This is a genomic window from Nocardioides sp. S5-5 (genome assembly GCF_054954065.1).
In genome coordinates this window covers 341,751-365,308 of the sequence record NZ_CP199913.1, presented here as the reverse complement: position 1 = coordinate 365,308, position 23,558 = coordinate 341,751, and the positions used below count along the sequence as shown (strand labels likewise).

General features: G+C 73.0%; 21 protein-coding genes. 11 read left to right on the top strand and 10 right to left on the bottom strand.

Annotated features, from left to right (window positions below; translation table 11 throughout):
• Positions 1 to 135: 135 nt before the first annotated feature.
• Complete coding sequence (locus ACUP6Y_RS01650) at positions 136 to 2,196, bottom strand: molybdopterin oxidoreductase family protein (protein WP_462553863.1); 2,061 nt, start codon at positions 2,194 to 2,196, stop codon at positions 136 to 138.
• A gap of 201 nt (positions 2,197 to 2,397) precedes the next feature.
• Here ACUP6Y_RS01650 and gdhA point away from each other — a divergent pair, with 201 nt between their 5' ends.
• On the top strand, positions 2,398 to 3,735 hold the full coding sequence (gdhA, locus tag ACUP6Y_RS01645; RefSeq protein WP_462556589.1) for an NADP-specific glutamate dehydrogenase: 1,338 nt from the start codon (positions 2,398 to 2,400) through the stop codon (positions 3,733 to 3,735).
• A 15-nt stretch (positions 3,736 to 3,750) separates the two neighbouring features.
• Here gdhA and ACUP6Y_RS01640 read toward each other — a convergent pair whose 3' ends face one another.
• Positions 3,751 to 4,311 carry an HAD family acid phosphatase gene (locus ACUP6Y_RS01640; protein ID WP_462553862.1) on the bottom strand — a complete coding sequence of 187 codons (561 nt, stop codon included), beginning with the start codon at positions 4,309 to 4,311 and terminating at the stop codon, positions 3,751 to 3,753.
• 21 nt (positions 4,312 to 4,332) lie between these two features.
• On the bottom strand, positions 4,333 to 5,826 hold the full coding sequence (locus tag ACUP6Y_RS01635; protein ID WP_462553861.1) for an MFS transporter: 1,494 nt from the start codon (positions 5,824 to 5,826) through the stop codon (positions 4,333 to 4,335).
• A 258-nt stretch (positions 5,827 to 6,084) separates the two neighbouring features.
• Between ACUP6Y_RS01635 and ACUP6Y_RS01630 the strand changes: the two genes are divergently transcribed.
• Positions 6,085 to 6,633, top strand: coding sequence for a Uma2 family endonuclease (locus tag ACUP6Y_RS01630; RefSeq protein ID WP_462553860.1), 549 nt, complete (start codon positions 6,085 to 6,087; stop codon positions 6,631 to 6,633).
• Between the two features lie 49 nt (positions 6,634 to 6,682).
• Here ACUP6Y_RS01630 and ACUP6Y_RS01625 read toward each other — a convergent pair whose 3' ends face one another.
• The 6 genes from ACUP6Y_RS01625 to ACUP6Y_RS01600 all read right to left on the bottom strand — a co-directional run bounded on the left by ACUP6Y_RS01625 (position 6,683) and on the right by ACUP6Y_RS01600 (position 12,241).
• Positions 6,683 to 7,960 (bottom strand): MFS transporter, encoded by a 1,278-nt coding sequence (locus tag ACUP6Y_RS01625; protein ID WP_462553859.1) that lies wholly within the window; start codon positions 7,958 to 7,960, stop codon positions 6,683 to 6,685.
• Entirely contained in the window at positions 7,957 to 9,288 is a 1,332-nt protein-coding gene (locus tag ACUP6Y_RS01620; protein ID WP_462553858.1) for a YcaO-like family protein, read from the bottom strand. The genes ACUP6Y_RS01625 and ACUP6Y_RS01620 overlap by 4 nt, the downstream gene beginning before the upstream one ends.
• Positions 9,285 to 10,307, bottom strand: coding sequence for a CocE/NonD family hydrolase (locus ACUP6Y_RS01615; protein WP_462553857.1), 1,023 nt, complete (start codon positions 10,305 to 10,307; stop codon positions 9,285 to 9,287). Before ACUP6Y_RS01615 ends, ACUP6Y_RS01620 begins: the two co-directional genes overlap by 4 nt.
• Positions 10,304 to 11,008: a hypothetical protein gene (locus ACUP6Y_RS01610; protein ID WP_462553856.1), complete on the bottom strand. Its 705-nt coding sequence runs from the start codon at positions 11,006 to 11,008 to the stop codon at positions 10,304 to 10,306. Before ACUP6Y_RS01610 ends, ACUP6Y_RS01615 begins: the two co-directional genes overlap by 4 nt.
• 65 nt (positions 11,009 to 11,073) lie before the next feature.
• Complete coding sequence (gene amiA / locus ACUP6Y_RS01605; protein ID WP_246086471.1) at positions 11,074 to 11,193, bottom strand: streptamidine family RiPP; 120 nt, start codon at positions 11,191 to 11,193, stop codon at positions 11,074 to 11,076.
• Between the two features lie 79 nt (positions 11,194 to 11,272).
• Positions 11,273 to 12,241: an ABC transporter substrate-binding protein gene (locus ACUP6Y_RS01600; RefSeq protein WP_462553855.1), complete on the bottom strand. Its 969-nt coding sequence runs from the start codon at positions 12,239 to 12,241 to the stop codon at positions 11,273 to 11,275.
• Positions 12,242 to 12,290: 49 nt separating this feature from the next.
• Here ACUP6Y_RS01600 and ACUP6Y_RS01595 point away from each other — a divergent pair, with 49 nt between their 5' ends.
• The 9 genes from ACUP6Y_RS01595 to ACUP6Y_RS01555 all read left to right on the top strand — a co-directional run bounded on the left by ACUP6Y_RS01595 (position 12,291) and on the right by ACUP6Y_RS01555 (position 22,203).
• Positions 12,291 to 13,319, top strand: coding sequence for a FecCD family ABC transporter permease (locus ACUP6Y_RS01595; RefSeq protein WP_462553854.1), 1,029 nt, complete (start codon positions 12,291 to 12,293; stop codon positions 13,317 to 13,319).
• Positions 13,316 to 14,317, top strand: a complete 1,002-nt coding sequence (locus ACUP6Y_RS01590; protein ID WP_462553853.1) for a FecCD family ABC transporter permease — start codon at positions 13,316 to 13,318, stop codon at positions 14,315 to 14,317. Before ACUP6Y_RS01595 ends, ACUP6Y_RS01590 begins: the two co-directional genes overlap by 4 nt.
• Positions 14,314 to 15,096: an ABC transporter ATP-binding protein gene (locus ACUP6Y_RS01585; RefSeq protein ID WP_462553852.1), complete on the top strand. Its 783-nt coding sequence runs from the start codon at positions 14,314 to 14,316 to the stop codon at positions 15,094 to 15,096. The genes ACUP6Y_RS01590 and ACUP6Y_RS01585 overlap by 4 nt, the downstream gene beginning before the upstream one ends.
• Positions 15,093 to 15,773 carry a nitroreductase family protein gene (locus ACUP6Y_RS01580; RefSeq protein WP_462553851.1) on the top strand — a complete coding sequence of 227 codons (681 nt, stop codon included), beginning with the start codon at positions 15,093 to 15,095 and terminating at the stop codon, positions 15,771 to 15,773. The genes ACUP6Y_RS01585 and ACUP6Y_RS01580 overlap by 4 nt, the downstream gene beginning before the upstream one ends.
• 337 nt (positions 15,774 to 16,110) lie before the next feature.
• On the top strand, positions 16,111 to 16,488 hold the full coding sequence (locus tag ACUP6Y_RS01575) for a DUF485 domain-containing protein (protein ID WP_462553850.1): 378 nt from the start codon (positions 16,111 to 16,113) through the stop codon (positions 16,486 to 16,488).
• Positions 16,488 to 18,092 (top strand): solute symporter family protein, encoded by a 1,605-nt coding sequence (locus tag ACUP6Y_RS01570; protein WP_462553849.1) that lies wholly within the window; start codon positions 16,488 to 16,490, stop codon positions 18,090 to 18,092. The genes ACUP6Y_RS01575 and ACUP6Y_RS01570 overlap by 1 nt, the downstream gene beginning before the upstream one ends.
• Positions 18,093 to 18,230: 138 nt before the next feature.
• On the top strand, positions 18,231 to 20,213 hold the full coding sequence (gene acs, locus ACUP6Y_RS01565; RefSeq protein ID WP_462553848.1) for an acetate--CoA ligase: 1,983 nt from the start codon (positions 18,231 to 18,233) through the stop codon (positions 20,211 to 20,213).
• A 172-nt stretch (positions 20,214 to 20,385) separates the two neighbouring features.
• A complete protein-coding gene (locus tag ACUP6Y_RS01560) occupies positions 20,386 to 21,684 on the top strand; it encodes an ISL3 family transposase (RefSeq protein ID WP_462551837.1) in 1,299 nt (432 codons plus the stop codon).
• Positions 21,685 to 21,783: 99 nt separating this feature from the next.
• The gene (locus ACUP6Y_RS01555) at positions 21,784 to 22,203 is read left to right on the top strand and encodes a pyridoxamine 5'-phosphate oxidase family protein (RefSeq protein WP_462553847.1); all 420 of its coding nucleotides are present in this window, start codon (positions 21,784 to 21,786) and stop codon (positions 22,201 to 22,203) included.
• On the opposite strand, the gene nhaA is transcribed toward ACUP6Y_RS01555, so the two are convergent.
• Positions 22,154 to 23,545 (bottom strand): Na+/H+ antiporter NhaA, encoded by a 1,392-nt coding sequence (nhaA, locus tag ACUP6Y_RS01550; protein WP_462553846.1) that lies wholly within the window; start codon positions 23,543 to 23,545, stop codon positions 22,154 to 22,156. The genes ACUP6Y_RS01555 and nhaA overlap by 50 nt on opposite strands.
• Positions 23,546 to 23,558 lie beyond the last annotated feature (13 nt).

Genomic DNA, 23,558 nt, shown 5'->3' with positions numbered 1-23,558 from the left:
ATTTCGCCGTCAGGCCGCCTGCTTTCACGATCGACCGTGCAGATCACGCCTGACGACAGATGTCTCTGCGTTCACACTCAGGCGTTCGTGGATACAGATGGCCTCAACGTTGAGGGTCAGATGAACACAGGATCGTTAGCCCCGCTGCGCGACCAGCACGTCCGCCGCGCACACCTTGAACTCCGGCATCCGGCTGGACGGGTCGAGCGCGTCGTTGGTGAGCCGGTTGGCGCCGACCCAGTGGAAGGGCACGAAGACGGTGTCCGGGCGGATCGTGGTGACCACGCGGGCGGGCGCCTTCAGCTCGCCGCGGCGGGTGCGGACGAGGACCGGCCGGCCGTCGCGGGCGCCGATCCGGTCGGCGAGCATCGGGTGCATCTCGACGAAGGCGCCGTCGTCGGCGAGGTCGCGGATCCGGCGGGTCTGGGCGCCGGACTGGTACTGCGCGAGCACGCGGCCGGTCGTCAGGTGCAGCGGGTACGACGCGTCGGGTGCCTCCGCGGGCCCGACGTACTCGGGTACGACGAAGCGGGCTCGGCCGTCGGGGGTGGCGAAGGTGTCGGCGAACAGCCGTGGGGTGCCGGGGTGGTCGGGGGTGGGGCAGGGCCAGAAGACGCCCTTCTCCTCGGCGATGCGCCGGTAGCTGATGCCGGCGTAGTCGGCCTTGCCGCCCGCGGACGCGCGGCCGAGCTCGGCGAAGACCTCCTCGGGATCGGTCGCGAACTCGACGGGAGAGCCAAGCCGGGAGGCGAGACCGGCGATCACGTCGAGGTCGCTGCGCACGCCCTCGGGCGGGGCGATCGCCTGCTGCCGCAGGATGACGCGCCCCTCGAGGTTGGTCATGGTGCCGGTCTCCTCGGCCCACTGGGTGACGGGCAGTACGACGTCGGCGAGCGCGGCGGTCTCGGACATCACGATGTCGCAGACGACGAGCAGGTCGAGCGACTCGAGCCGCTGCGTGATCCGGGTGGCGTTCGGTGCGCTGACCACGATGTTGGAGGCATGCACGAGCAGCGCCTTCGGGCCGGCGTCGGTGCCCAACGCGGAGAGCAGCTCGTACGCCGAGCGCCCCTTGCCGGGCAGGCTCTCCGGGGGCACGCCCCACACCCGCGCGACGTGGACGCGGGCGGCGGGGTCCTCGATCATCCGGTACCCCGGCAGCTGGTCGGCCTTCTGCCCGTGCTCGCGCCCGCCCTGGCCGTTGCCCTGGCCGGTGAGGCAGCCGTAGCCGGCGTACGGCTTCCCCGGCATGCCCAACGCCAGCGCCACGTCGATCCACGCCAGCACCGTGGCGGTGCCCTGAGCGTGCTGCTCGGCGCCGCGGGCGGTCAGCACCATCACCTTGTCGGCGTCCGCGAGCATCGCGACCAGCGACCGCAGCTCGTCGGTGGCGATGCCGGTGGTCCGCTCGACGCGCTCGGGCCACCACGCCGCAGCGGCGCGGCGTACGTCGTCGAAGCCGGTGGTCCGGGCCGCGACATAGGACTCGTCCACCGCGCCCTGCGCGTCGAGCAGGTGCAGCACGCCCAGCGCGAGAGCGAGGTCGGTGCCGGGCACGGGCTGGAGGAAGAGATCGGCGCGCTCGGCGGTCGGCGTCAGCCGCGGGTCGATGACCACGACCTTGCCGCCGCGCTCGCGCAGCCGGTCGAGGTGGCGGGCGGCGGGCGGCATGGTCTCGGCGAGGTTGGAGCCGACGAGCACCACCACGTCGGCCCGCTCGACGTCGGCGAGCGGGAACGGCAGGCCGCGGTCGACCCCGAACGCCTGGTTGCCGGCGCTGGCCGCCGAGCTCATGCACCAGCGGCCGTTGTAGTCGATCTGGCTGGTGCCGAGGGCGACCCGGGCGAACTTGCCCAGCTGGTAGGCCTTCTCGTTGGTGAGCCCACCACCGCCGAAGACGGCGACCGCGTCCTTGCCATGGGCCTCCTGCAGGTCCGTGATCCGCCGCGCGACCAGGTCGAGCGCCTCGTCCCACTCGACGGCGCGCAGCTCGCCGGTCGCCCGGTCCCGCACCAGCGGCCGGGTGAGCCGCTCCCGGCTGCTGCGCAGGCCGCCGGACGTCCAGCCCTTGCGGCACAGCGCGCCCTCGTTGACCGGGAACTCCTCCCAGGCTCCGATCTCGATCCCCGCCCGGCCCTTGCGGGAGACCGCCATGCCGCACTGCAGGCTGCAGTACGGGCAGTGGGTCCGGGTCATGGAGCCCATTGCACGGGACCCGCGTTGCGGGGCGGACGCGGGCGGAGGACACCCGTGTCAACGACTCCTCACGGTCTCACGGACCGGGCCCGCGTCCGGCACGCCTCCGGCGGGATGAGACCGTGGGAGCTTCTCGGAGAGGTCCCACCATGAACGCGGGGCGTCTCCCGACGCGTATGGAGGAGTGACCCCGTGACGGACCTGAACCCGACCCTGCAGCCGATCTTCGACGAGATCCTGGCCCGGAACCCCGGTGAGGCCGAGTTCCACCAGGCGACGCGCGAGCTGCTGGACAGCCTGGGCCCGGTCGTCGCCCGTCACCCCGAGTACACCGACGCCGCGATCATCCGCCGCGTGTGCGAGCCGGAGCGGCAGATCATCTTCCGGGTCCCGTGGGTCGACGACGCCGGCCAGGTGCAGCTCAACCGCGGCTTCCGGGTGGAGTTCAACTCCGCGCTCGGGCCGTACAAGGGCGGGCTGCGCTTCCACCCGTCGGTCTACCTCGGCATCATCAAGTTCCTCGGCTTCGAGCAGATCTTCAAGAACGCCCTCACCGGCATGCCCATCGGCGGCGGCAAGGGCGGCTCGGACTTCGACCCGAAGGGCCGCAGCGACGCCGAGATCATGCGCTTTTGCCAGTCCTTCATGACCGAGCTGTACCGCCACATCGGCGAGTACACCGACGTCCCCGCCGGCGACATCGGCGTCGGTGGGCGCGAGATCGGCTACCTGTTCGGGCAGTACAAGCGGATCACCAACCGCTACGAGTCCGGCGTGCTGACCGGCAAGGGCATCGGCTGGGGCGGCTCGCTGGTCCGCACCGAGGCCACCGGCTACGGCACGGTCTTCTTCGCCAATGAGATCCTCAAGGCCCGCGGCAGCTCCTTCGAGGGCAAGACCGTGGTGGTGTCCGGCTCCGGGAACGTCGCGATCTACGCCGCCGAGAAGGCCGCCGAGCTCGGCGCCACCGTGGTCGCGTGCTCCGACTCCAGCGGGTACGTCGTCGACGAGAAGGGACTCGACCTCGACCTGCTGAAGGAGGTCAAGGAGGTACGCCGCGAGCGGCTCTCGTCGTACGCCGAGGCCCGGGAGTCGGCCCGCTTCGTGGCTGACGGGGCGGTCTGGGACGTGCCGTGCGACATCGCGCTCCCCTGCGCCACCCAGAACGAGCTGGACGGCGACCACGCGCTGACCCTGGTTCGCAACGGCTGCACGGTCGTCGCCGAGGGCGCCAACATGCCCTGCACCCCGTCCGCCGTGAAGGTGCTCACCGAGGCCGGGGTCGCCTTCGCCCCCGGCAAGGCCGCCAACGCCGGCGGAGTCGCGACCAGCGCCCTGGAGATGCAGCAGAACGCCTCGCGCGACTCCTGGACCTTCGCCCACACCGAGGCGCGGCTCGAGGAGATCATGGTCGGCATCCACGCCCGCTGCCTCGAGACCGCCGACACCTACGGCGCCCCCGGCAACTACGTCGCCGGCGCCAATATCGCCGGGTTCACCCAGGTGGCCGACGCGATGCTGGCCCTCGGCGTCATCTGAACCGGAACCCGGGAGTCAGCTGAGGGCGCCGCCGTAGCCGGGCAGCTTGAGCTTGCGCTCGTAGTCGCCGCCGACGAAGTCGGTCGAACGGTTGCCGACGTTGAGCACGAAGGTCAGCCCCTGCTCGGCGTACTGCGCCCGGCAGCGCTGCTTGCCCGCGGCGATCGGCTCGCCGTGCCGGCGCCCGCAGATCCCGTCGTGGTGGTAGCCGGCCGCGTCGAGGGCCTTGGTCACCTTGGCCAGGCTGTCCTCGAAGCGGCCGGTGACGAAGATGACCCTCATGCCCCGGCGCTCGGCGTTCCTGGTGAGCTTGAGGGTCCGCTTGATCGCCTTCGGCCAGGCGTAGTGGGTGGCCAGCGAGGTGTTGTCGATGTCGAGTACGACGGCCAGGTGCTTCTCGCCGCCCGCCGCCCGCTGCTTGAGGTAGGCACCCGGCCGCTTCTTCGCGTAGACCGCCCGGACGTCGGCCTGCCACTGGGCAGCTGACGGCAGCGGTCCGGAGGCGCGGTCCGCGGCCGACGCGGCCACCGAGGCCGGCAGGAGGGCGAGCAGCAGGGCGAGTGCGAGGGTGCGCATCCGCCCATTCCACCAGACGGCTCAGATGCCCGCGTCGGCGTAGGTCCGGCCGCGGCGGCGGTAGGCCGCCCAGGTGACGACGAGACAGACGACGTAGAACCCGGCGAAGACGGCGAACGCGCTCTTCGTCGCGGCGAGCGGCTCGCTGACCCACGGGCTGTTGAACGTGATCGGGATCAGGAACCCGCCGATCGCGCCGACGGCCCCGATGATCCCGACCGCGGCCGAGGACCGCTTGGTGGCGTCGAGGAGGGCGAGCTCGCGCTCCGGGCTGTCCGCGGCGGTCGCGAGCACGGCGTCGGTGCGGTGGATCGCCGGGATCATCTTGTACGTCGACCCGTTGCCGATGCCCGTGCAGGCGAAGACCACCAGGAAGACACCCAAGAACAGCGGGAACACGTCGGCGTTGGCGTCGACCGCCGCGGTCTGCGCCGCTCCGGCGAGAGCAGGGATCGGGGTCAGCATCGAGAGCGTGCCGAGCAGGCCGAGGGTGCCGAGCACCAAGCCGGAGAAGGCCACGACGGTGACCCGGGCACCGCCGAAGCGGTCCGCGAGGTGCCCGCCGAGCGGGCGGGTGACCGAGCCGACCAGGGCGCCGAGGAAGGCGTAGTAGGCGAAGTTGATGCCGATGCCCGGCGCCTGCGGACCGGCCTGGTGCCAGAAGTTGAGCTTGATCAGCAGCGGCATCGCGGCGGAGTAGCCGATGAACGAGCCGAAGGTGCCGATGTAGAGGAAGGACATCACCCAGGTGTGGCGGTGCCTGAGCACGCTCAGCTGCTGGCGGGTGTCGGTGCGGGCGTTGGAGAGGTTGTCCATCCGGAAGCAGGCGGCCAGCACACCGACGACGGCCAGGGCGGCGTACAGGAACGCGGCCCGCTCCAGGTGGATCCCACCCGCGCTCGCCGTGACCAGGCCGAAGATGCCCGCCCCGCCGACCAGCACCGGGAGCAGCAGCTGGATGATCGCGACCCCGAGGTTGCCGCCCGCCGCGTTGAGCCCGAGCGCCGCGCCCTTGAGCCGCGCGGGGTAGAAGAAGTTGATGTTCGCCATCGAGCTCGCGAAGTTGCCGCCGCCGAAGCCGGCGCTCGCGGCGATCACGCAGAACACGGCGTACGGCGTCCCGGGCTGGGTGACCACGTAGGCGAACCCGAGCGTCGGCACGAGCAGCAGGCCCGCGCTGACCATCGTCCAGTTCCGGCCGCCGAACCTGCCGACCGCGAGCGTGTAGGGCACCCGGATGAGGGCGCCGACCAGGTTCGGGATCGCGACCAGGAAGAACAGCTGCTGCGGGCTGAACGCGAACCCCTGGGCCACCAGGAACGCCGAGCTCACGCTCCAGATCAGCCACACCGAGAAGCCGAGGTGCTCGGCGAAGATCGACCAGAGCAGGTTGCGGCGGGCGACCGACGCGCCGCTGGACTCCCAGAACTCCGGGTCCTCGGGACGCCAGTCGTCGATCCAGCGGCCCCTCCTCCGGCGCAGGCTCGGGGCGGTCACAGGGGCGGTGAGGGTCATCGCGGGCTCCTGGGGCAGGGGGGCGGGTGCTGCTCCGAGCCTGGGTGGCGGCGGTTTCGGCGCGATGCGCCGCGAGATCTCGTCTCGTCAACTCCGTCTCACGGGCTCACACGCCTCACGGGATCACGGCTGTGGAGAACGCGCGGCGGCTGCGCCGGTTGTGTCGGCCCCCTCGGTCACGGTCGTGCTCGCTTCTCCTTCTCGGGAGATGCGTGCAGACTGGAGGAACTGGATGTGTCGATTGGTCAGGACTCAGCTATGGATGTCGCCTACGCCGACCGGTTCGAACGCGTGCCGATGTCGCGATCCGAGTTCGATCGGCTGCCGGAGGACCACCGGGTGGAGCTCGTCGACGGGGTGGCGCTCGTGACGCCGCCCGCCCGCGGCGACCACAACCGCGTCGGGCTCAACATCGCGATCGTCCTGCGCCAGGCATTCCCCGACGCGTTCGTGACCTATGAGCGGGGCCTCGCACTCCCCACCGGATCGCGCCGCGTCCCCGACCTCGCCCTGCAGCGCGAGCACGACGACGAGGTCTGGTCGCCCGCGGTCCCGGTGCTCGTGGTCGAGATCCTCTCCGCGTCGACCCGTGACGAGGACCTCTTTCACAAGCCCGACGACTACCGCCGGTCAGGGATCGCGCAGTACTGGATCGTGGACGGCGCGGCCCGCACCCTCACCGCCCTGGTCAACGCCGGCGAGTGCTGGAGCACCGGCCTCAGCCTCACCGAGGTGTCTCCGACCGGCTCGCTGGAGGTCGCCGACCTCGGCCCGGTCGAGCTGGACCTGCCGGTGCTGCTGATCTGACGCGGCCTGCGGTGGCCGATCCTCGACGGCCCACCGCACCACGTGGTGGCTACCGCCCGGCTGGACCGCGCGCCACCGGCACGTCGACCAGCGTGGCGAGCCGTCCGAACCGGGGTACGCCGACCACGACCGCGCCGACCAGGCTGCACAGCAGGCCGCCCGAGGCGAGCCGCAGCGCCCACTCCGTGCCGGCGGCGCCCGCGATTACCCCCGCCAACGCCGCGCCGAGGGGGCTGCCACCCCAGGCGATCAGCCGGGCCGTGGTGTTGACCCGGGACTGGAGGTGGTCCGGGGTGACCACCTGGCGGGTGACGATCCCGTTCACGATGAGGGTCGTCATCGCGAGCTGGAGGACGACGAGCAGCGGCAGGGCCAGGAGCACGGTGGTGGTCGCCGACAGGGCCAGCAGCGCGACCAGGGCCACGGCGTACCCGGTCGTCGTGATCACCCCGACGCCGGTGCGCCGCTGCAGACGGGGCAGGGCGAGGCTGGCGACGAAGGTGCCCACCGCCCCCGCCGCGAACAGCCACCCCAGCGCCGGTGAGTCGACGTCCAGACCGAGCTGCTCGACGCCGACGACGACCAGGAGGCCCGAGGTCGCTCCGCCGGCGAGGCTCGCGCCGGCGCCGAGGATCGTCAACCAGCGTACGACCGGCACCGCCCAGATGAAGCTCAGCCCCTCGACGACCTCCCGGCCCAGCCGGCGACCCGGTACGGCCGCCGCCACCGTCTCGCTGCCCGGCCAGCGCAGGCCGGCGACGATGCCTGCGGCGGCGAGGTAGCCGAGCCCGTCGAGACCGAGGGCGAGCGCCGGGGAGGTCGCGGTCACGAGCAGCCCGGCGAGCAGTGGACCGGCCAGCCCGATCGCGGTCCCGACCGTCACCAGGGTGGAGGTGGCCGAGGCGACCCGGTCCCGCCCGACCAGCTGCGGCACCAGGCCGAACGAGGCCGCGTCGGCGAACACGAAGAGGGTCGACACCACGGCCGCGACGACCAGCAGGTGGGCGAAGCTCAGCGCGCCGAGGAGGTCGGCAGCGGGCACCGTGAGCAGCGCCAGGCCGCTGAGCGACCCGGTGACGACGAGCACCCGGCGACGGTTCCAGCGATCGGCGAGCGCGCCGGCGGGCAGGCCGAGCACGAGGTACGGCGTGGTCTCGACCGCCGCGACCAGGGCGGTCAGGGTGGCGCTCCCGGTCAGCCGGTAGACCAGGATCGGCAGGGCCACCATGGTGAGCGCGTTGCCCGTCATCGCGACGGCCCGGGCCACCAGGAACCGGCGGTACGTCGGGTCGGCCAGCGCCGAGGTGGCGACCGGCGCGGCGGTCACAGGCTGGGCGGGGGCAGCAGGAGCAGGCTCTCCGGGGTCGGCGGCCGGCCGCCGACCTCCGTCCAGCGCGGCAGCCCGTAGTAGGGGAAGCCGGCCGGGGCGTTCGGCACCAGACCCCGGGCGCAGACCCGGACCACGCGCAGCGGGGTGAGCGCCACGTCGGGGGTGGTGAGGTCGCAGACCACCACCTCGTGGCCGCCGACGGCCAGCGCCGCCCGCAGCCCGGCCTCGGTGCCGACCGGGAGGTCGTCGATCCCGACGGTGGCGGCGGGCGCGGTGAACCGCGGCAGCAGCTCGCGCTGCACGGCGGGGTCCAGCCAGACCTGCGCCTGGGCGCCGAGGTCGCGGACGGCGGCGCACTGGGGTCCCGCGACCGCCAGGTAGTCGCGCTCGGGGCGATGGGGCAGGTAGAGCCCCTTCGACAGGATCCCGGCGGCCACCGCGTCGAACACCCAGCCGTCGGCGTCGAGCAGGCCCTGGGTGAACACCCAGCTGTGGATCGCCTCGAGGGTGGCCTTCAGCGCCGTCTCGGCCGGGTCGAGCTTCGCGGAGAAGCCGCCCGCCACGATCCCGGTCACCGGATCGTGGACCGCCGCCGCGACCACCGGGACGCCGAACCAGGCAGGCAGGGCCAGCAGGTGCAGCTCGAGCCGGGACCCGGCCAGGTGGTCGAGCAGCCCGGGCACCGTCGCCGGGTCGATGCCGGACGCATCGGCGCCGAGGTGCCACCACAACGAGAGCGCGTCGCGCTCGACCAGCTCCAGCAGGCCACGGCGGGTGGCGTCGGCGACGTCCTGCCCGGTGGCGATCCCGGCATAGTTCACGTGGTGCAGGAAGGGGTCGCGCCGGCGGGAGCCGGTGCGCCAGTTGAGATGCGCCCAGGACGCCGGGACCAGCACCGGGCCGGTGTCGCCGCGCCCTTCGACCCAGGCGATCTCGACGTCCTCGGTGAACCGCGCGAAGGGGAACCCGGCGCGCTCGTGCTGCCAGTCGGCGAAGAAGGGCAGGTCCCGCGGGCCGAGCAGCCGGTGCCCCGCGGCCGCGAGCTCGCCCGCGCTCGCCCGGAGCAGACCCTCGGGCACGTAGTTGCCGCAGTAGCGCTCGACCGCCTCGCCGATCGCGGCGATCCGGGCGCCGCCCGGGTCGGCGAAGGTGGTGCCGAGCGAGACCCGGTCGCTCGGCCAGTTGCCGTGCATCCGCGAGTCGGCGACCTCGGCCGTGATGCCGACGTACGCCGGGGGCAGGCCGGCCAGCCGCTCGACCGGGTGCAGGCCGGTGACGATGCCGAAGTGGGGGTCGACGAGGCTCTCGACGCTCAGGGAGGTCATGGGATCAGCTCCAGGTGATGGTCCGGGACCGCGCCCGGCGGGTGGGGGGATCGGGCATAGCGCGGGAAGTCGTCGGCGGTGACCCGGAGCTCGAGCGCGGCGCGGTCGGCGGCGGAGAGGACGACCGGGCCGAGGGTGAGGCGGCTCCCGAAGGCCGCGCCGTGCGCGATCTCCCGAACGCCGCCGTCCGGTGCCCGGACGGCCAGGGACGCGCACCAGGACACGCCCGGCGCCGACCTGAGCCGGACCTCGGCCATCGGCGGCGGCCCGGAGTGGTGGCCGCCGGAGCGGTCGACCAGGGTGGCGCCGCGGGGCGGGCGCCCGGCGAGCAGCGCATCGAGCCAGGCGAGGATGCGCCGCGCCCGGCCGGCCCCGGCGAGGCCGTGGTCCCACGGCCCCAGGACCAGCCGGGCCGGGCCGCCCCAGGCCGACCAGAGGTCGACGACATCGTGGGCGAAGTGGTCGTCGGTGCCGCCGATCGCCAGCAGGGGGCACTCGAGCCCGGCGACGGCCGCGGCCCGTTCGGTGTCGTGGCGGCGGGCGGTGACGACCTCGGCCCAGGGTCGCCGGACGTCCTGGGCCAGCCACCAGCCGAGCCGGGACGCCAGCTGGAGGACGCCACCCCGGGTGCGCGCGGTCTCGCCGAGGCCGAGCGCCGGTACGGCGACCACGACCCCGTCGACCGGTGCGGTCACCGCGGTGGCCAGCGCCGTGTGGGCGCCGTACGACGTGCCCATCACGACGACGGGCGCGTCCGCCCACGAGCGCACCCAGGCGAGCAGGTCGGGACCGTCGGCACGGTGCGCCTCGGCGTACGGGACGAAGACGCCGGGCGACTCGTGGCGACCCCGGACGTCCTGGACGACGAGGCCGACGCCGTGGCCCGTCCACCCCCTCGCCTCGGCGGCGTGCTGGGCCGCGCCGTACGGCGTGCGCACGACGAGGACCGCCCGGGGTGGTGTCGCGGGCAGCCAGACCCGGGTGGCCAGGTCGCCGACCGAGACGTGCCGCTCCCTCATCGCGGGGCGGGCGGAACGGGCAGCACCGGGTGCCGCGACACGCTCAGCGTGACCAGGTCGACCACGACCGCCTCGTGGGTGGGCGGCTCCGGCCGCAGCAGCTCGGCCGCCACGACGACGGCGGCCAGCTCGAGTCCCGGCCCGGCGAGCGGCGGGGCGGCGGACCGCACGCCGGCGGCCGGGTCGCGCGGGGCGACCCGGCGATCCGTCGCCCGGTGCATGGTGGCGGCGTGGTGGCGGGCCGCGACCTCGGCCGCGGGGACGCCCGGCGGGGACAGGACGACGCGATGGCCGGCCCGCCAGCAGGCGCGGGCGCCGGCCGGCAGCCCGGTGGGGACGATCGCGTCATCGAGCGCCAGGACCGCCGTACCGTCGAGGTCCGGCTCGACGCCCATCCGCCCGAGCGCGGCGCGCAGGGCCGTGGCGAGGGCGCCGGCCCCGGACACGCTGAGCCGGAGCGGACCCGGGTCGGCGAGCCCGGCGGCGACCAGGGCGTCGAGCGCGGCGCGCGCCGCGGGCGTCACGGGCTCGTGGTCCCGGACGAGGGCGCCGAGGAGGTCGTCGAGCTCCGGACCGGCCAGCCGCACGTGGTGGTAGCCGTCCCCGGCGCGCAGGACGTGACCGTCGGCGGTCGGGTAGAGGACGACGTCGGCACGCAGGCGCGAGGACGCCGGAGGGGAGACGGGAGGAGTCAGGTTCATGGGGTCTCGTTCCGGGGTCGGCCCCCACGCGCCCGGGACGCGCGGGGGTCGACCGGTGGCACGGGTCAGTCGCCCTCGGTGGCCTCGACCTCGTCGAAGGGGTTCTCGACGAGGGCGTTGCTGTGACCGGCGCTGTGGGTCGAGAGCTGGGCCCGCTGGCCGACCGGGGTGAAGAACTCGTTCATCGGTATCTCCTCTGGGGGGATGGATGCGCCCCGCGGATCGGGGGTGCGGATGGACCGTATCCGATATTGATAATCATTCTCAACCGCGCTTGCCGAGATTCTCGAGAACGGTGTCGAGGACCAGGCCGAGCGAGATGGTGCCGCGGCCGGTCGCCCAGACCGGGGCCTCGACCTCGACCACCCCGTCCTCGCGGGCCGCGGTCAGCCGGGCCCACACCGGGTCGGACGCGAGCCGCTCGCCGAGCGGCTCGGTGTCCGTCGACGCCGAGAACGCCTGCGCGAACACCAGGTCGGGGTCGACCTCGGCGATCTGCTCGACGGCGACGCTGGCGAACGGGTCGCCGGCCGCGGGCCAGGGGTAGTCGCTGACCTCGGCCAGCAGCGAGCCGACCGGCGTCTCGACCGAGTCGACCCCGAGACTCCCCGGCTCGCCGTACATCGACAGGGTGGTCAGGCCGCTGCGCCGCGACGCGGCCGCCTCGACCCGCTCGGTGAACGCGACCGCGCGCTCCTCGGCCCGCTCCTCGGTCCCGGTGAGCCGGCCGACCGTGCGCAGGAAGGCGACCGAGTCCTGCCACGAGTGCGGGTCGACGAGGTAGAGCTGCGCGTGCGCCTCGACCGCGGGGCGCAACCCGTCCTGCACGCCGGCGAGACCGATGACCAGGTCCGGGGTGGCGAGGGCGATGTCCTCGACGTTCTCCTCGCCGAAGCCGCCGGTGATCTCGCGCATGTCGGCGTCCGGGCCGGCGTAGCGCTCGTCGAGGGCGAGCGCGTCGCGGTACGCGACCGGCGCGAGGCCGACCTCGGCGAGCGCGTCGACGCAGATCATCGTGAGGCAGGCGACCCGCCGGGCCGGCGCGTCGAGGGTGAGGGTGGCGCCGGTGTCGTCGGTGACGGCGATCGACTCGCCCGCCGATCGGCGGGAGCCGCCGGCGTCGGCGTCGGAGGCGTCGGATGCCCCGCAGGCGGCGAGCGTCGCGGCGGCCACGAGGGCGGCGGGGACGAGGGCGGCGGGGACGAGGGCGGCGAGGGCAGTGGGCTTGCGCATGAGAGCTCCTGTGGTGAACGATGGAATCGAAATGATAATCATTCCCAATTTGAGGACGACGGCGGTCCCGCGGTCCTCTCCAGCCGTCGCCCGCACCGCCCGCATCGGCCGCACCGCCCTCGCCGCCCTCGGCGTCGCGGCCGCGGGCTGCGGGCTCGCGGCCCTGTGCGTCGGCCACCCCGGCCTCGGACCCGCGACCGCCCTGTCCGCCCTGCTCGATCCCGACCATCCCCAGCGGGTCGCGGTCGCCGAGGTGCGCCTGCCCCGCGCCGTCCTCGGCGCGGTCGCGGGCGGTGGCCTCGGCGTCAGCGGACTGCTGCTCCAAGACGCCTTGCGCAACCCGATCGCCGGCCCGGAGCTGCTCGGCGTCTCGTCCGGCGCGGCCGTCGTGGTCGCCACCGTCGTGGTGCTGGGGCTCGGCGTGCCCCTCGGCCTCCAGCCGTGGCTCGCGCTCGCCGGCGCCCTGGTCGCGGGCGCCGGCGTGCTCCTGGCGATGGGCCGCACCCGCGACCCGGCCCACGTGGTCCTCGTCGGCGCGGCCGTGTCCGCCGCGTGCGGCGGCCTGGTCGTCGCCGTCGTCGGGCTCGGCACGCAGGGCAATGTCGTGGTGCTCTTCCGCTACCTGATGGGCAGCCTCGCCGCCCGCGGCTGGTCCCACGTGGCGACCGTGGCGCCGCTCGTGGCGGCCGGTGTCGTCGTCGCCTGGCTGATCCGGCGCCGGGTCGAGGCGTTGACGCTCGGCGACGAGGTGGCGGCCGGGCTCGGCGTCGCGGTGGTCCGGACCCGGGTGCTCGCCGTCGGCACCGCCGCTCTGATCGCGGCGGCCGTCGCGGCGGCCTGCGGGCCGGTGGCGTGGGTGGCCCTGCTCGCGCCGCACGTCGCGCGTCGGCTGACCGGCAGCACCAGCACCCGCCGCGTCCTGGCTCCCACCCTGGTCGTCGGCGCCCTGCTGCTGATGGCGGCCGACCTGGTCTCCCGGCGCCTGCTCTACCCGGTGGAGGTCCCCGTCGGCATCGTGACCACGCTGGTCGGCGTACCCGCGCTGCTGCTGCTCCGTCCCACCGGACGGCCCCGATGACCGGCGCTACGACGACGCGGCGCGCGGGCGCCGTGGTCGCCGCCGGGATCCTCGCCGGGGTGCTGCTGGTGCTCACGCACCTGCTCGTCGGCCGCTCCGAGCTGCCGCCGGGCGAGGTGCTCCGCGCGCTGGTCGGCCGGGCGAGCGACCCGGTCTACGAGGTGATCGTCCTCGACTACCGGCTCCCGCGGGTGCTGGTCGGGCTCGGCGCGGGCGCCCTGCTCGCGGTGTCCGGCGTCCTCGTGCAGGCCGTCGTCCGCAACCCCCTCGCCGAGCCGGCCACCACCGGCGTCGGCGCCGGGGCCGCGCTCGCGGTCACCGCCGGGCTGGTGCTCTGGCCGGGCCACGCGCTCGCCTATCCCGCCGCCCTGCTCGGGGCGCTGGCCACCGGGGCCGTCCTGTACGCCGCCGGGCGGCGCTCCCTCGCGGTGGCGGGCGTGCTGCTGGGCGCCGTGCTCGCCGCGGTGACCTCGCTGCTGCTCGTCGTCGACTCCGCGCCGATCGGCGTGGTGCTGCGCTGGCTGGTCGGCTCGCTCAACGCCCGCACGCCCCACGACTGGGCGCTGCTGTGGCCCTGGGTCGCGGTGCTCGTGCCCCTCGCCTGGCTGCTCGCGTCCCGGCTCAACGCGTGGTCGCTCGGCGAGGCCGTCGCCGTCGGTCTCGGGCTGCGCGCCGGGCCGCTGGTCGCGGTGGTCCTGCTGGTCGCCGTCGGCGCTGCCGCGGCCGCGATCGCCGCGGCCGGCGCGGTGGCCTTCGTCGGCCTGGTCGCGCCGCACGTCGCCCGGCTCTGGGTCGGCGCCGACCACCGGTGCCTGGTGCCGGTCAGCGCCGCGCTCGGCGCCGTTCTCCTCAGCCTGGCGGACCTGGTCGCGTTCTCGGTGACGATCCGGCTGCCCGGCGTCGCGGCCGACGTGTCGGGGGTGCCGGTCGGCGCCGTCACCGCCCTCCTCGGCGCACCCGTCCTGATCAGCCTCGTTCGCAGGGAGAGCCGCCGATGACCACCGCACCCGCCCTCGCCGCCCTCGGCCTGGACGCCGGCCACGGCCGGCGGGTCGTCGTCGCCGACTTGGACCTGGAGATCGCGGACGGCTCCGTCACCGCACTCGTCGGTCCCAACGGATCGGGCAAGTCGACGCTGCTGATGACCCTCGCCCGGGTGCTCCCCCGGCAGGCCGGCGACCTCCGTCTCGACGGTCGCCCGTATGCGAGCCACACCTCCCGCGAGATCGCGCGCCGTCTCGGCGTACTGCCGCAGACCGCGACGACACCGAACGGCGCCACCGTGCGCGAGCTGGTCGAGCAGGGCCGCTACCCCCGGTGCGGACCGTGGGCGATGCTGCGCCAGCAGGACGACGGGGCCCTCCGACGCGCGCTGGCGCTGACCGGCCTCACCGCGCTCGCCGACCGCCGTCTCGACAGCCTCTCCGGCGGCGAGCGGCAGCGGGCCTGGATCGCGATGACCCTCGCCCAGGAGACCGGCATCCTGCTGCTCGACGAGCCGACGACCTATCTCGACGTCCGCCACCAGATCGACCTGATGCGACTCGTGCGCCGGCTCCGCGACGTGTATGCCATGACCGTCGTCATGGTGCTGCACGACCTCAACCAGGCGGCCAGGTACGCCGACCGGGTGGTCGCCCTGCGCGAGGGACGGGTACGCGCGGACGGGACACCGGAGCAGGTGCTGACCGAGGAGACCCTCGGCGCGGTCTTCGACATCGACGCCGTGGTGCTCACCGACCCGGTCAGCGGCCGGCCGCTGTTCGTCGCCCGATGACCGCGACCGACGCCGGCCTCCGGCTGGTCCGCGCCGTCCACGACGCCCTCAACCGGACGGCCGTGCCCCGGACCCCCGGACCCGGGCTGCTGCCCCCGGCCGCCGCGGGCGACACCCGCCCGCTGCCGGCCCCGCGCCGCCCCGACCTCTCCCTGGCCGAGGCGCTGGTGGCCCGCCGCTCGCGCTACGCCTTCGGCCCGGACCAGCCGCCGCTCGCCGACCTGGCCGCGCTGCTGCGGCTCGGCGTCGGCACCGCGCCGCGGGCCGGCGGGCTGGCCTCGGTGCTCCCCCACCTCGTCGTCCGCGGCGCCGGCGAGCTGCCATGCGGCGTGCATCGCGCGGACCTGCGACTTCCCCTGCCGAACCTGGTCCAGATCCGGCGCGGCGATCCCACCGACTACCTGGCGGCGGCCCTGGACCAGCCGCCGTTCGCCCGCCGGGCCCCGGTCTGGCTGGCCCTCGGCATCGACGTGGGCGGCTCGCTGACCCGCTACCCCGCGCGCCACTACCGGACCCTGCACCTCGATGCCGGCGCCGCGCTGCAGAACGTGCTCCTCGTCGCGACCGGGCTGGGCCTGGCCGCCTGTCCGGTGATGGGCTACGACGACCGGGCCTGGGTCCGGCTGCTCGACCTACCCCCGGACGTCCTGGTCGCGGGCGTGGTCGCGCTGGGTTGAGCCTCCCCGCGCCGCCCCGAGTTCGGCTGGGTGCAGCTGGGTGCGGCTGGGTGCGGCTTTCTCAAGGGATGCAGCACAACCCGCACTCCCCTGGCCGTATTTGAACTGGGAAGCGAAGGTTTGGCTGCATCCCTTGGGAAACCTGCGCCCCGGCCGCAGGGACGCCCGACCACCACCCGAGACCGACCGCTCGTCGCGCCGTACCGACCGCTGGTCGACAACCCGGTCCCACTCGGCGCGCAGCCGGACCGCACCCCTGCCGACGTACCCACGCCCGCTCCTAGCGTCGGAACGTCCGTGACCCCGGTCACACGCACCGATCCCGAGGAGGCCCGTCGTGACGTCCGACATCTCGCCCCATGACATGGCTGCGCGCCATGATCCCGTGTACGACGAGCTCCACGCCGCGCCGGAGTTCGCCGAGCTGAAGCGGCGCTATCGCGGCTTCGTGTTCCCCGCGACCTTCGCGTTCCTCACCTGGTACCTGCTCTACGTCGTGCTCTCGAACTGGGCCGGCGACTTCATGAGCAAGCAGGTCGTCGGCAACATCAACGTGGCCCTGGTCTTCGGCCTGCTCCAGTTCGCGACGACCTTCCTCATCGCCTGGCTCTACGCGCGCTACTCGAGCGCCCGGCTCGACCCGCTCGCCGGCGAGCTCGACGCCCGGTTCGTCGCCCTCGAGGGCAAGTCCTCCCGCGGAAGGGGCGACCACTGATGGACCACCAGCTGCTCACCACCCTGCTGTTCCTGTCCGTCGTCGCGGTGACCCTGGGGATCACGATCTGGGCGAGCCGGCAGACGTCCGGCGCGGCCGACTTCTACGCCGGCGGCCGCGGCTTCTCCGGCATCCAGAACGGCTTCGCGATCGGCGGTGACTACATGTCCGCCGCGTCCTTCCTCGGCATCTCCGGCGCCATCGCGCTGTCCGGGTACGACGGCTTCCTCTACTCGATCGGCTTCCTGGTCGCCTGGCTGGTGGCCCTGCTGCTGGTGGCGGAGATGCTGCGCAACTCGGGCCGGTACACGATGGCCGACCAGCTGGCGTACCGGATGAAGCAGCGCCCGGTCCGGATGGCCGCCGCCACCTCGACCGTCGTCGTGTCGATCTTCTACCTGCTCGCCCAGATGGTCGGCGCCGGCGCGCTCGTCGCGCTGCTGCTCGGCGCGGACAGCCAGGCGCTGAAGAACCTCACCATCATCGGGGTCGGCGCGCTGATGATCTTCTACGTCACCATCGGCGGCATGAAGGGCACCACCTGGGTGCAGATCGTCAAGGCGATCCTGCTGATGGTGGGCTCGGCGCTGATCGTCGTACTCGTGCTCGCGCACTTCCACTTCAACCTGTCCGAGCTGCTCGGCACCGCCGCGTCGAACACCGGCAAGGGCCAGGCGTTCCTCGAGCCCGGCCTGAAGTACGGCATCGACACCACCAGCAAGATCGACTTCCTCAGCCTGGGCCTGGCGCTGGTGCTCGGTACGGCGGGCCTGCCGCACATCCTGATCCGCTTCTACACCGTCCCGACGGCGCGGGACGCCCGCAAGTCGGTGCTCTGGGCGATCGGCCTGATCGGCGTGTTCTACCTGTTCACGCTGGTCCTCGGCTTCGGCGCGGCCGCGATGCTCAAGGGCGACAAGGCCGCCGACGTGGCCGCGTCCGGCGGCAACCTGGCCTCGCCGCTGCTCGCCGAGGAGGTCGGCGGCGGCGCCGGCTCCACGGGCGGGGCGATCCTGCTCGCCTTCATCGCGGCGGTCGCGTTCGCGACGATCCTCGCCGTGGTGGCGGGCCTGACCCTGACCTCGTCGACCTCGGTGGCCCACGACATCTACAACAGTGTGGTCAAGCGCGGTACAGCGAGCGAGCACGACGAGATCAAGGTGACCCGGATCGCCGCGGCCGCCATCGGCGTCATCGCGATCGCGCTGGCGATCCCGGCCCAGAAGCTCAACATCGCCTTCCTCGTGGCCCTGGCGTTCGCGGTCGCGGCCTCGGCGAACCTGCCGGCGATCGTCTACAACATGTTCTGGAAGCGCTTCAACACCCGCGGCGCCACCTGGGGCATCTACGGCGGCCTGCTGGCCTCGGTCGGCCTGGTGTTCTTCTCGCCCGTGGTCTCGGGCTCGGAGACCGCGCTGGTGACCGGCGCCGACTGGTCGTGGTTCCCGCTGAGCAACCCCGGCATCGTCTCGATCCCGCTGGGCTTCTTCCTCGGCTGGCTCGGCACGGTGACCTCGCGGGAGCCGGCCGCGGAGGAGCGATTCACCGAGCTCGAGGTGCGCGCCCTGACCGGAGCGGGGGCCGAGCAGGCCGTCCAGCACTGACCGCAGGGCCTGAGGCCGGGACGGCGCGGACCGCGTCCCGGCCTCAGGTGTGAGCAACCCCGCTGCAACCCCTGGTGACCACACTTCTCGTGGGTCCTAATGTGACCTGTGGCACCCGACCCGATCAGGAGATGAACCGTGAGCGACGAGACCGCCGAGACCCTGGCCAACCTGCTGAAGGAGGACCGTCGGTTCGAGCCGCCGGCCGAGCTGGCCGCGCACGCGAACGTCACGGCCGACGCCTACGCCGCAGCGGCCGCGGACCGGGAGGGCTTCTGGGCCACCCAGGCCGAGCGACTCTCGTGGGACACCACGTGGGACCGGGTCCTGGACTGGGACAACCCGCCCTTCGCGAAGTGGTATGTCGGCGGGAGGCTCAACGCGGCGTACAACTGCGTGGACCGGCACGTCGAGGCCGGCCGGGGCGACAAGGTGGCGATCCACTGGGTCGGCGAGCCGGAGGGCGACACCCGCGACCTGACCTACGGCCAGCTCAAGGACGAGGTCTCCAGGGCCGCCAACGCGCTCACCGATCTCGGGGTCCGGGCGGGCGACCGGGTCGCGATCTACCTGCCGATGATCCCCGAGGCCGTGGTCACCATGCTAGCCTGCGCCCGGATCGGCGCCCCCCACACGGTCGTGTTCGGCGGGTTCTCCGCGGACGCGCTCGCCTCGCGGCTCGACGACTGCCAGGCCAAGGTCGTGGTCACCGCCGACGGCGGCTACCGCCGCGGCACCGCGTCCGCGCTCAAGCCCGCGGTCGACGAGGCCCGCACCAAGACCGATGTGGTCGAGAAGGTGCTCGTGGTCCGGCGTACCGGTCAGGACCTGGGTGAGAACGGGTGGGACGACGCTGTTGATGTGTGGTGGCACGACGCCGTCGGCGGCGCCTCGGCCGAGCACACCCCCGAGGCGTTCGATGCCGAGCACCCGCTCTACGTCATGTACACCTCCGGCACCACCGGCAAGCCCAAGGGCATCCTGCACACCACGGGCGGCTACCTGGTCGGCGCGGCGTACACCCACCACGCGGTGTTCGACCTCAAGCCGGACACCGACGTGTACTGGTGCACCGCCGACATCGGCTGGGTCACCGGGCACTCCTACATCGTCTACGGGCCGCTGGCCAACGGGGTCACCCAGGTGCTCTACGAGGGCACGCCCGACTCGCCCGAGCCGGGTCGCTGGTGGAAGATCATCCAGGACTACGGCGTCACGCTCTTCTACACCGCACCGACCGCGATCCGCTCGTTCATGAAGCAGGGCCACGAGATCCCCGACCAGTTCGACATGTCGTCGCTGCGGATCCTCGGCTCGGTCGGCGAGCCGATCAACCCGGAGGCCTACGTCTGGTACCGCCATGTCATCGGCGGCGACCGCACCCCCGTGGTCGACACCTGGTGGCAGACCGAGACCGGCGCCGTGATGATCTCCCCGCTGCCCGGCGTCACCGCCGGCAAGCCCGGCTCCGCGATGACCGCGATCCCCGGCATCGAGGCCGACGTGGTCGACGACGAGGGCAGGTCCGTCCCGAACGGCTCGGGCGGCTACCTGGTCGTCACCTCGCCGTGGCCCTCGATGCTGCGCACCATCTGGGGCGACGACGACCGGTACGTCGACACCTACTGGTCGCGTTTTGCGAAGGAGGGCTACTACTTCGCCGGCGACGGCGCGAAGAAGGACGACGACGGCGACATCTGGGTCCTGGGCCGGGTCGACGACGTCATGAACGTCTCCGGCCACCGCCTCTCGACCACCGAGATCGAGTCCGCCCTGGTCTCCCACCCGAAGGTCGCCGAGGCCGCCGTGGTCGGCGCCTCCGACCCCGACACCGGCCAGGCCGTCGTCGCCTACGTCATCTTGCGCAACGAGGCCGGAGACGGTGGCGCGGACATCGTCAAGGAGCTCTCCGACCACGTCCGCAGCCAGATCGGCCCGATCGCCAAGCCCCGCCAGATCATGATCGTCCCCGAGCTGCCCAAGACCCGCTCGGGCAAGATCATGCGGCGCCTGCTGCGCGACGTCGCCGAGGGCCGCACCGTCGGCGACACCCAGACCCTCGCCGACGCCTCGATCATGGACCTCATCTCCGCCGGCCAGGCCACCTCCACCGAGGACTGAGGGCATGCCGACCCGGCTCATCTGAACGCCTGAGAACCGCCGATCCGGCGCAAAAGTGGGCTCTCCTGACGTACCTGTGGGTGTCTGAGCGCGCCTGAACGAGCCGCACGCCGCTTCCTGTCTAGGTTTCTGAGCTGTCTAGGAACAGGAACCAGGTGCACAGGAGAGCGGCGTGCGTGATGTCAGCCTATGGCGAGGCGTGTTCGGGGTCGAGAAGACGGTGATCGAGAAGGTCGAGTACGACGAGGACGCCCAGGTCCTGATCGCTCATGTCCGACCCACCAGCAGGCAACAGGGCCGGTGCGGGATCTGTCGGCGTCGGTGTCCTGGCTACGACACCGGGCCGGGACGGCGTCGCTGGCGGTCGCTCGACCTGGGCACGACGGTCGCGATGCTCGAGGCAGACACCCCTCGGGTCCGCTGCCGCGACCACGGTGTCGTGGTCGCGCATGTCCCGTGGGCTCGGCACGACGCCGGTCACACGCTGGCCTTCGATGATCAGGTCGCCTGGCTGGCGACGCGGGCCTCGAAGACCACCGCGACCGAGTTGATGCGAATCGCGTGGCGCACTGTCGGGGCGATCATCACCCGGGTCTGGGCTGACATCGATGCCCAGCATGATCGTCTGGCCGGCCTACGGCGGATCGGGATCGACGAGATCTCCTACAAGAAGGGCCACAAGTACTTGATGGTCGTGGTCGACCACGACACCCGACGCCTCGTATGGGCCGCCCCGGGACGCAACTCAGCGACCGTGCGGGAGTTCTTCGACCTCCTCGGCCCCGAACGCTGCAAGCTGATCACCCACGTGAGCGCGGATGGAGCCGACTTCATCGACGCCATCGTCGCCCAGATGTGCCCGGCCGCGGTCCGGGTCGCTGACCCGTTCCACATCGTGAAGTGGGCCACCGACGCCCTCGACGAGGTCCGCCGCGAGGCATGGAACGACGCCCGCAAGCAGGCCAGGAAGGAGCCGAAGCGTGGTCGTGGACGCCCACCCGCGGACGCGCCGCCCCGGCCCGGCAACGAGCGGGCCAAGACGCTCAAGGGTGCCCGGTACTCGTTGTGGAAGAACCCCGAAGACCTCACCGAGAACCAGCAGACGATGCTGGCCTGGATCGCTGCGACCGACCCGAGGCTGTATCGGGCCTACCTGCTCAAGGAAGGGCTCCGGATGGTGTTCCGGGTGCCCTACAAGGCCGCCGTCGCTGCGCTGGACCGCTGGGTCAGCTGGGCCCGTCGCTGCCGGATCCCAGCGTTCGTGAAGCTGCAGAAGAGCATCGTCAAACACCGCGCCCGGATCCTCGCAGCGATCGAGCACGGCCTGTCCAACGGGCTCATCGAGTCGACCAACACCAAGATCCGCCTCATCACCCGCATGGCCTACGGATTCCACTCCGCCCACGCTCTGATCGCCCTCGCGATGCTCAACCTCGGCGGCTACCGCCCAGCACTCCCCGGCCGAAACTGACCCACAGATGCGTCAGGAGAGCCCAAAAGTGACACCTTTGCGCCGGGTCGGCGCAGTTCTGCGGGCACTTTGCGCCGGGTCGGCGTACCTTGGGTGCCCGTGTCCGCACTCCACCCCGTCGACTGGTCCGCCCTCCCGCCCACGCTGGCGGAATTCTGGGCCGAGTACCACCTCTGCACGCTGTCCACCCTCGACCGCGACGGTGCCCCGCACGCCGTACCCGTCGGTGCGACCCTCGACCCCGACAACGCCTGCGCGTGGATCATCACCCGGCGCGGCTCGCAGAAGGTCGCCAACGTCCGCCGCGATCCGCGGCTCACGGTGACCCAGGTCGACAAGGGGCGCTGGGCGACGCTGGTCGGCACCGGCGAGGTGCTGGAGGACGAGGCATCGGTCGCTCGGGCCTGCGCGCGGTACGCCGACCGCTACCGCGCCCCCGAGCCGAACCCCGAGCGGGTGGCCATCCGGATCAGCGTGGAGCGGGTCCTCGGCTCGGTGCTGGTGCTGCCGACGACCTGACCCGCCCGGCCAGCGCCAGCGTCATCGCGCCGAGCGCCGCGGCGACGACCGACGCGACCAGGATCCCGACCTTCGCCTCGTCGGTGAGCAGGGGCGCGCCGGGGAACGACAGCCCGGCGATGAACAGCGACACCGTGAAGCCGATGCCGGCGACCGCGCCGACGCCGATCAGCTGCGGCCAGGTCGTGCCGGTGGGCATCCGGCCCACACCGAGCCGGATCGCGACGAAGCACGCGAGCGCGATGCCGAGCGGCTTGCCGAGGACCAGGCCGGCGGCGATGCCGAGGGCGACCGGGGCGCGCAGGGCCTCGCCGAGGACGCCGTCGCCGAGCGCGACACCGGCGTTGGCGAGGGCGAACAGCGGCAGCACGACGTACGCCGACAGCGGGTGCAGCCGGGTCTGCAGCCGTTCGACGACGGGAACGGACTCGCCGATGAGGAAGCGCAGCCGGTGCAGCTCCTCGGCGTCGAGATCGCGATCGCGCAGGCCCTCGATGGCGTACTCCGTGGCGACCAAGGGGCGCAGCAGCGCGACGGCGGGGGTGAGCAGGCCGACGGCGACGCCGGCGAGGGTCGCGTGGACGCCGGACTGGAGCAGCGCGAACCAGACGGCGACGCCGAGCACGGCGTACACCGGGATCGCCCAGACCCGTGCGGCCCGGAGCACCGCCATCACGGCGAGCAGCGCCAACGCGGCGAGCAGCCAGCCGAGCGCGAGGTCGTCGGTGTAGAACACGGCGATCACCACGATCGCGCCGATGTCGTCGACGATCGCGAGGGTGAGCAGGAACAGCCGCGCCGCCGACGGGACACGACGGCCGAGCAGCCCGAGCACGCCGACCGCGAACGCGATGTCGGTCGCCATCGGGATCCCCCAGCCCGCGGCCCCGGCCCCGCCGCCCACGACCCACGCATAGATCAGGGCCGGCACGGCCATGCCGCCGACCGCGGCGACGATCGGCAGCGCGGCGGTGCGGGGGTCGCGCAGGTCACCGTGGACCAGCTCGTACTTGATCTCCAGGCCGACCACGAAGAAGAAGATCGCCATCAGCCCGTCGTTCACCCAGTGCTGGAGGGACTCCTCGATCCGCCAGTCACCGACCTCGAGCGCGATCGGCGTGTGCCAGAGGTGGTCGTACGCCGACGCCCAGCCGTCGAACGGCAGGTTCACCCACAGCAGCGCGACGACGGTGGCGGCGAGCAGCAGCACCGAGCCCGCCGACTCGACGTGGAGGAACTCGCGCAGCGGGCGGGCGACGTACCGCGCCAGAGGGCGTTCGCTCGCCGTCCAGACGGGTCCGCGGTGCCACAGGTCGTCGGTGTGGTGCGGGGAATCGGACACGGCGAGGTCTCCT

Coding starts and splice junctions, on each gene's coding strand:
- ACUP6Y_RS01650 (WP_462553863.1), bottom strand. CDS start 2,196: ATGACCCGGACCCACTGCCCGTACTGCAGCCTGCAGTGCGGCATGGCG.
- ACUP6Y_RS01640 (WP_462553862.1), bottom strand. CDS start 4,311: ATGCGCACCCTCGCACTCGCCCTGCTGCTCGCCCTCCTGCCGGCCTCG.
- ACUP6Y_RS01635 (WP_462553861.1), bottom strand. CDS start 5,826: ATGACCCTCACCGCCCCTGTGACCGCCCCGAGCCTGCGCCGGAGGAGG.
- ACUP6Y_RS01630 (WP_462553860.1), top strand. CDS start 6,085: ATGGATGTCGCCTACGCCGACCGGTTCGAACGCGTGCCGATGTCGCGA.
- ACUP6Y_RS01620 (WP_462553858.1), bottom strand. CDS start 9,288: ATGACCTCCCTGAGCGTCGAGAGCCTCGTCGACCCCCACTTCGGCATC.
- ACUP6Y_RS01615 (WP_462553857.1), bottom strand. CDS start 10,307: ATGAGGGAGCGGCACGTCTCGGTCGGCGACCTGGCCACCCGGGTCTGG.
- ACUP6Y_RS01610 (WP_462553856.1), bottom strand. CDS start 11,008: ATGAACCTGACTCCTCCCGTCTCCCCTCCGGCGTCCTCGCGCCTGCGT.
- amiA (WP_246086471.1), bottom strand. CDS start 11,193: ATGAACGAGTTCTTCACCCCGGTCGGCCAGCGGGCCCAGCTCTCGACC.
- ACUP6Y_RS01600 (WP_462553855.1), bottom strand. CDS start 12,241: ATGCGCAAGCCCACTGCCCTCGCCGCCCTCGTCCCCGCCGCCCTCGTC.
- ACUP6Y_RS01590 (WP_462553853.1), top strand. CDS start 13,316: ATGACCGGCGCTACGACGACGCGGCGCGCGGGCGCCGTGGTCGCCGCC.
- ACUP6Y_RS01585 (WP_462553852.1), top strand. CDS start 14,314: ATGACCACCGCACCCGCCCTCGCCGCCCTCGGCCTGGACGCCGGCCAC.
- ACUP6Y_RS01580 (WP_462553851.1), top strand. CDS start 15,093: ATGACCGCGACCGACGCCGGCCTCCGGCTGGTCCGCGCCGTCCACGAC.
- ACUP6Y_RS01570 (WP_462553849.1), top strand. CDS start 16,488: ATGGACCACCAGCTGCTCACCACCCTGCTGTTCCTGTCCGTCGTCGCG.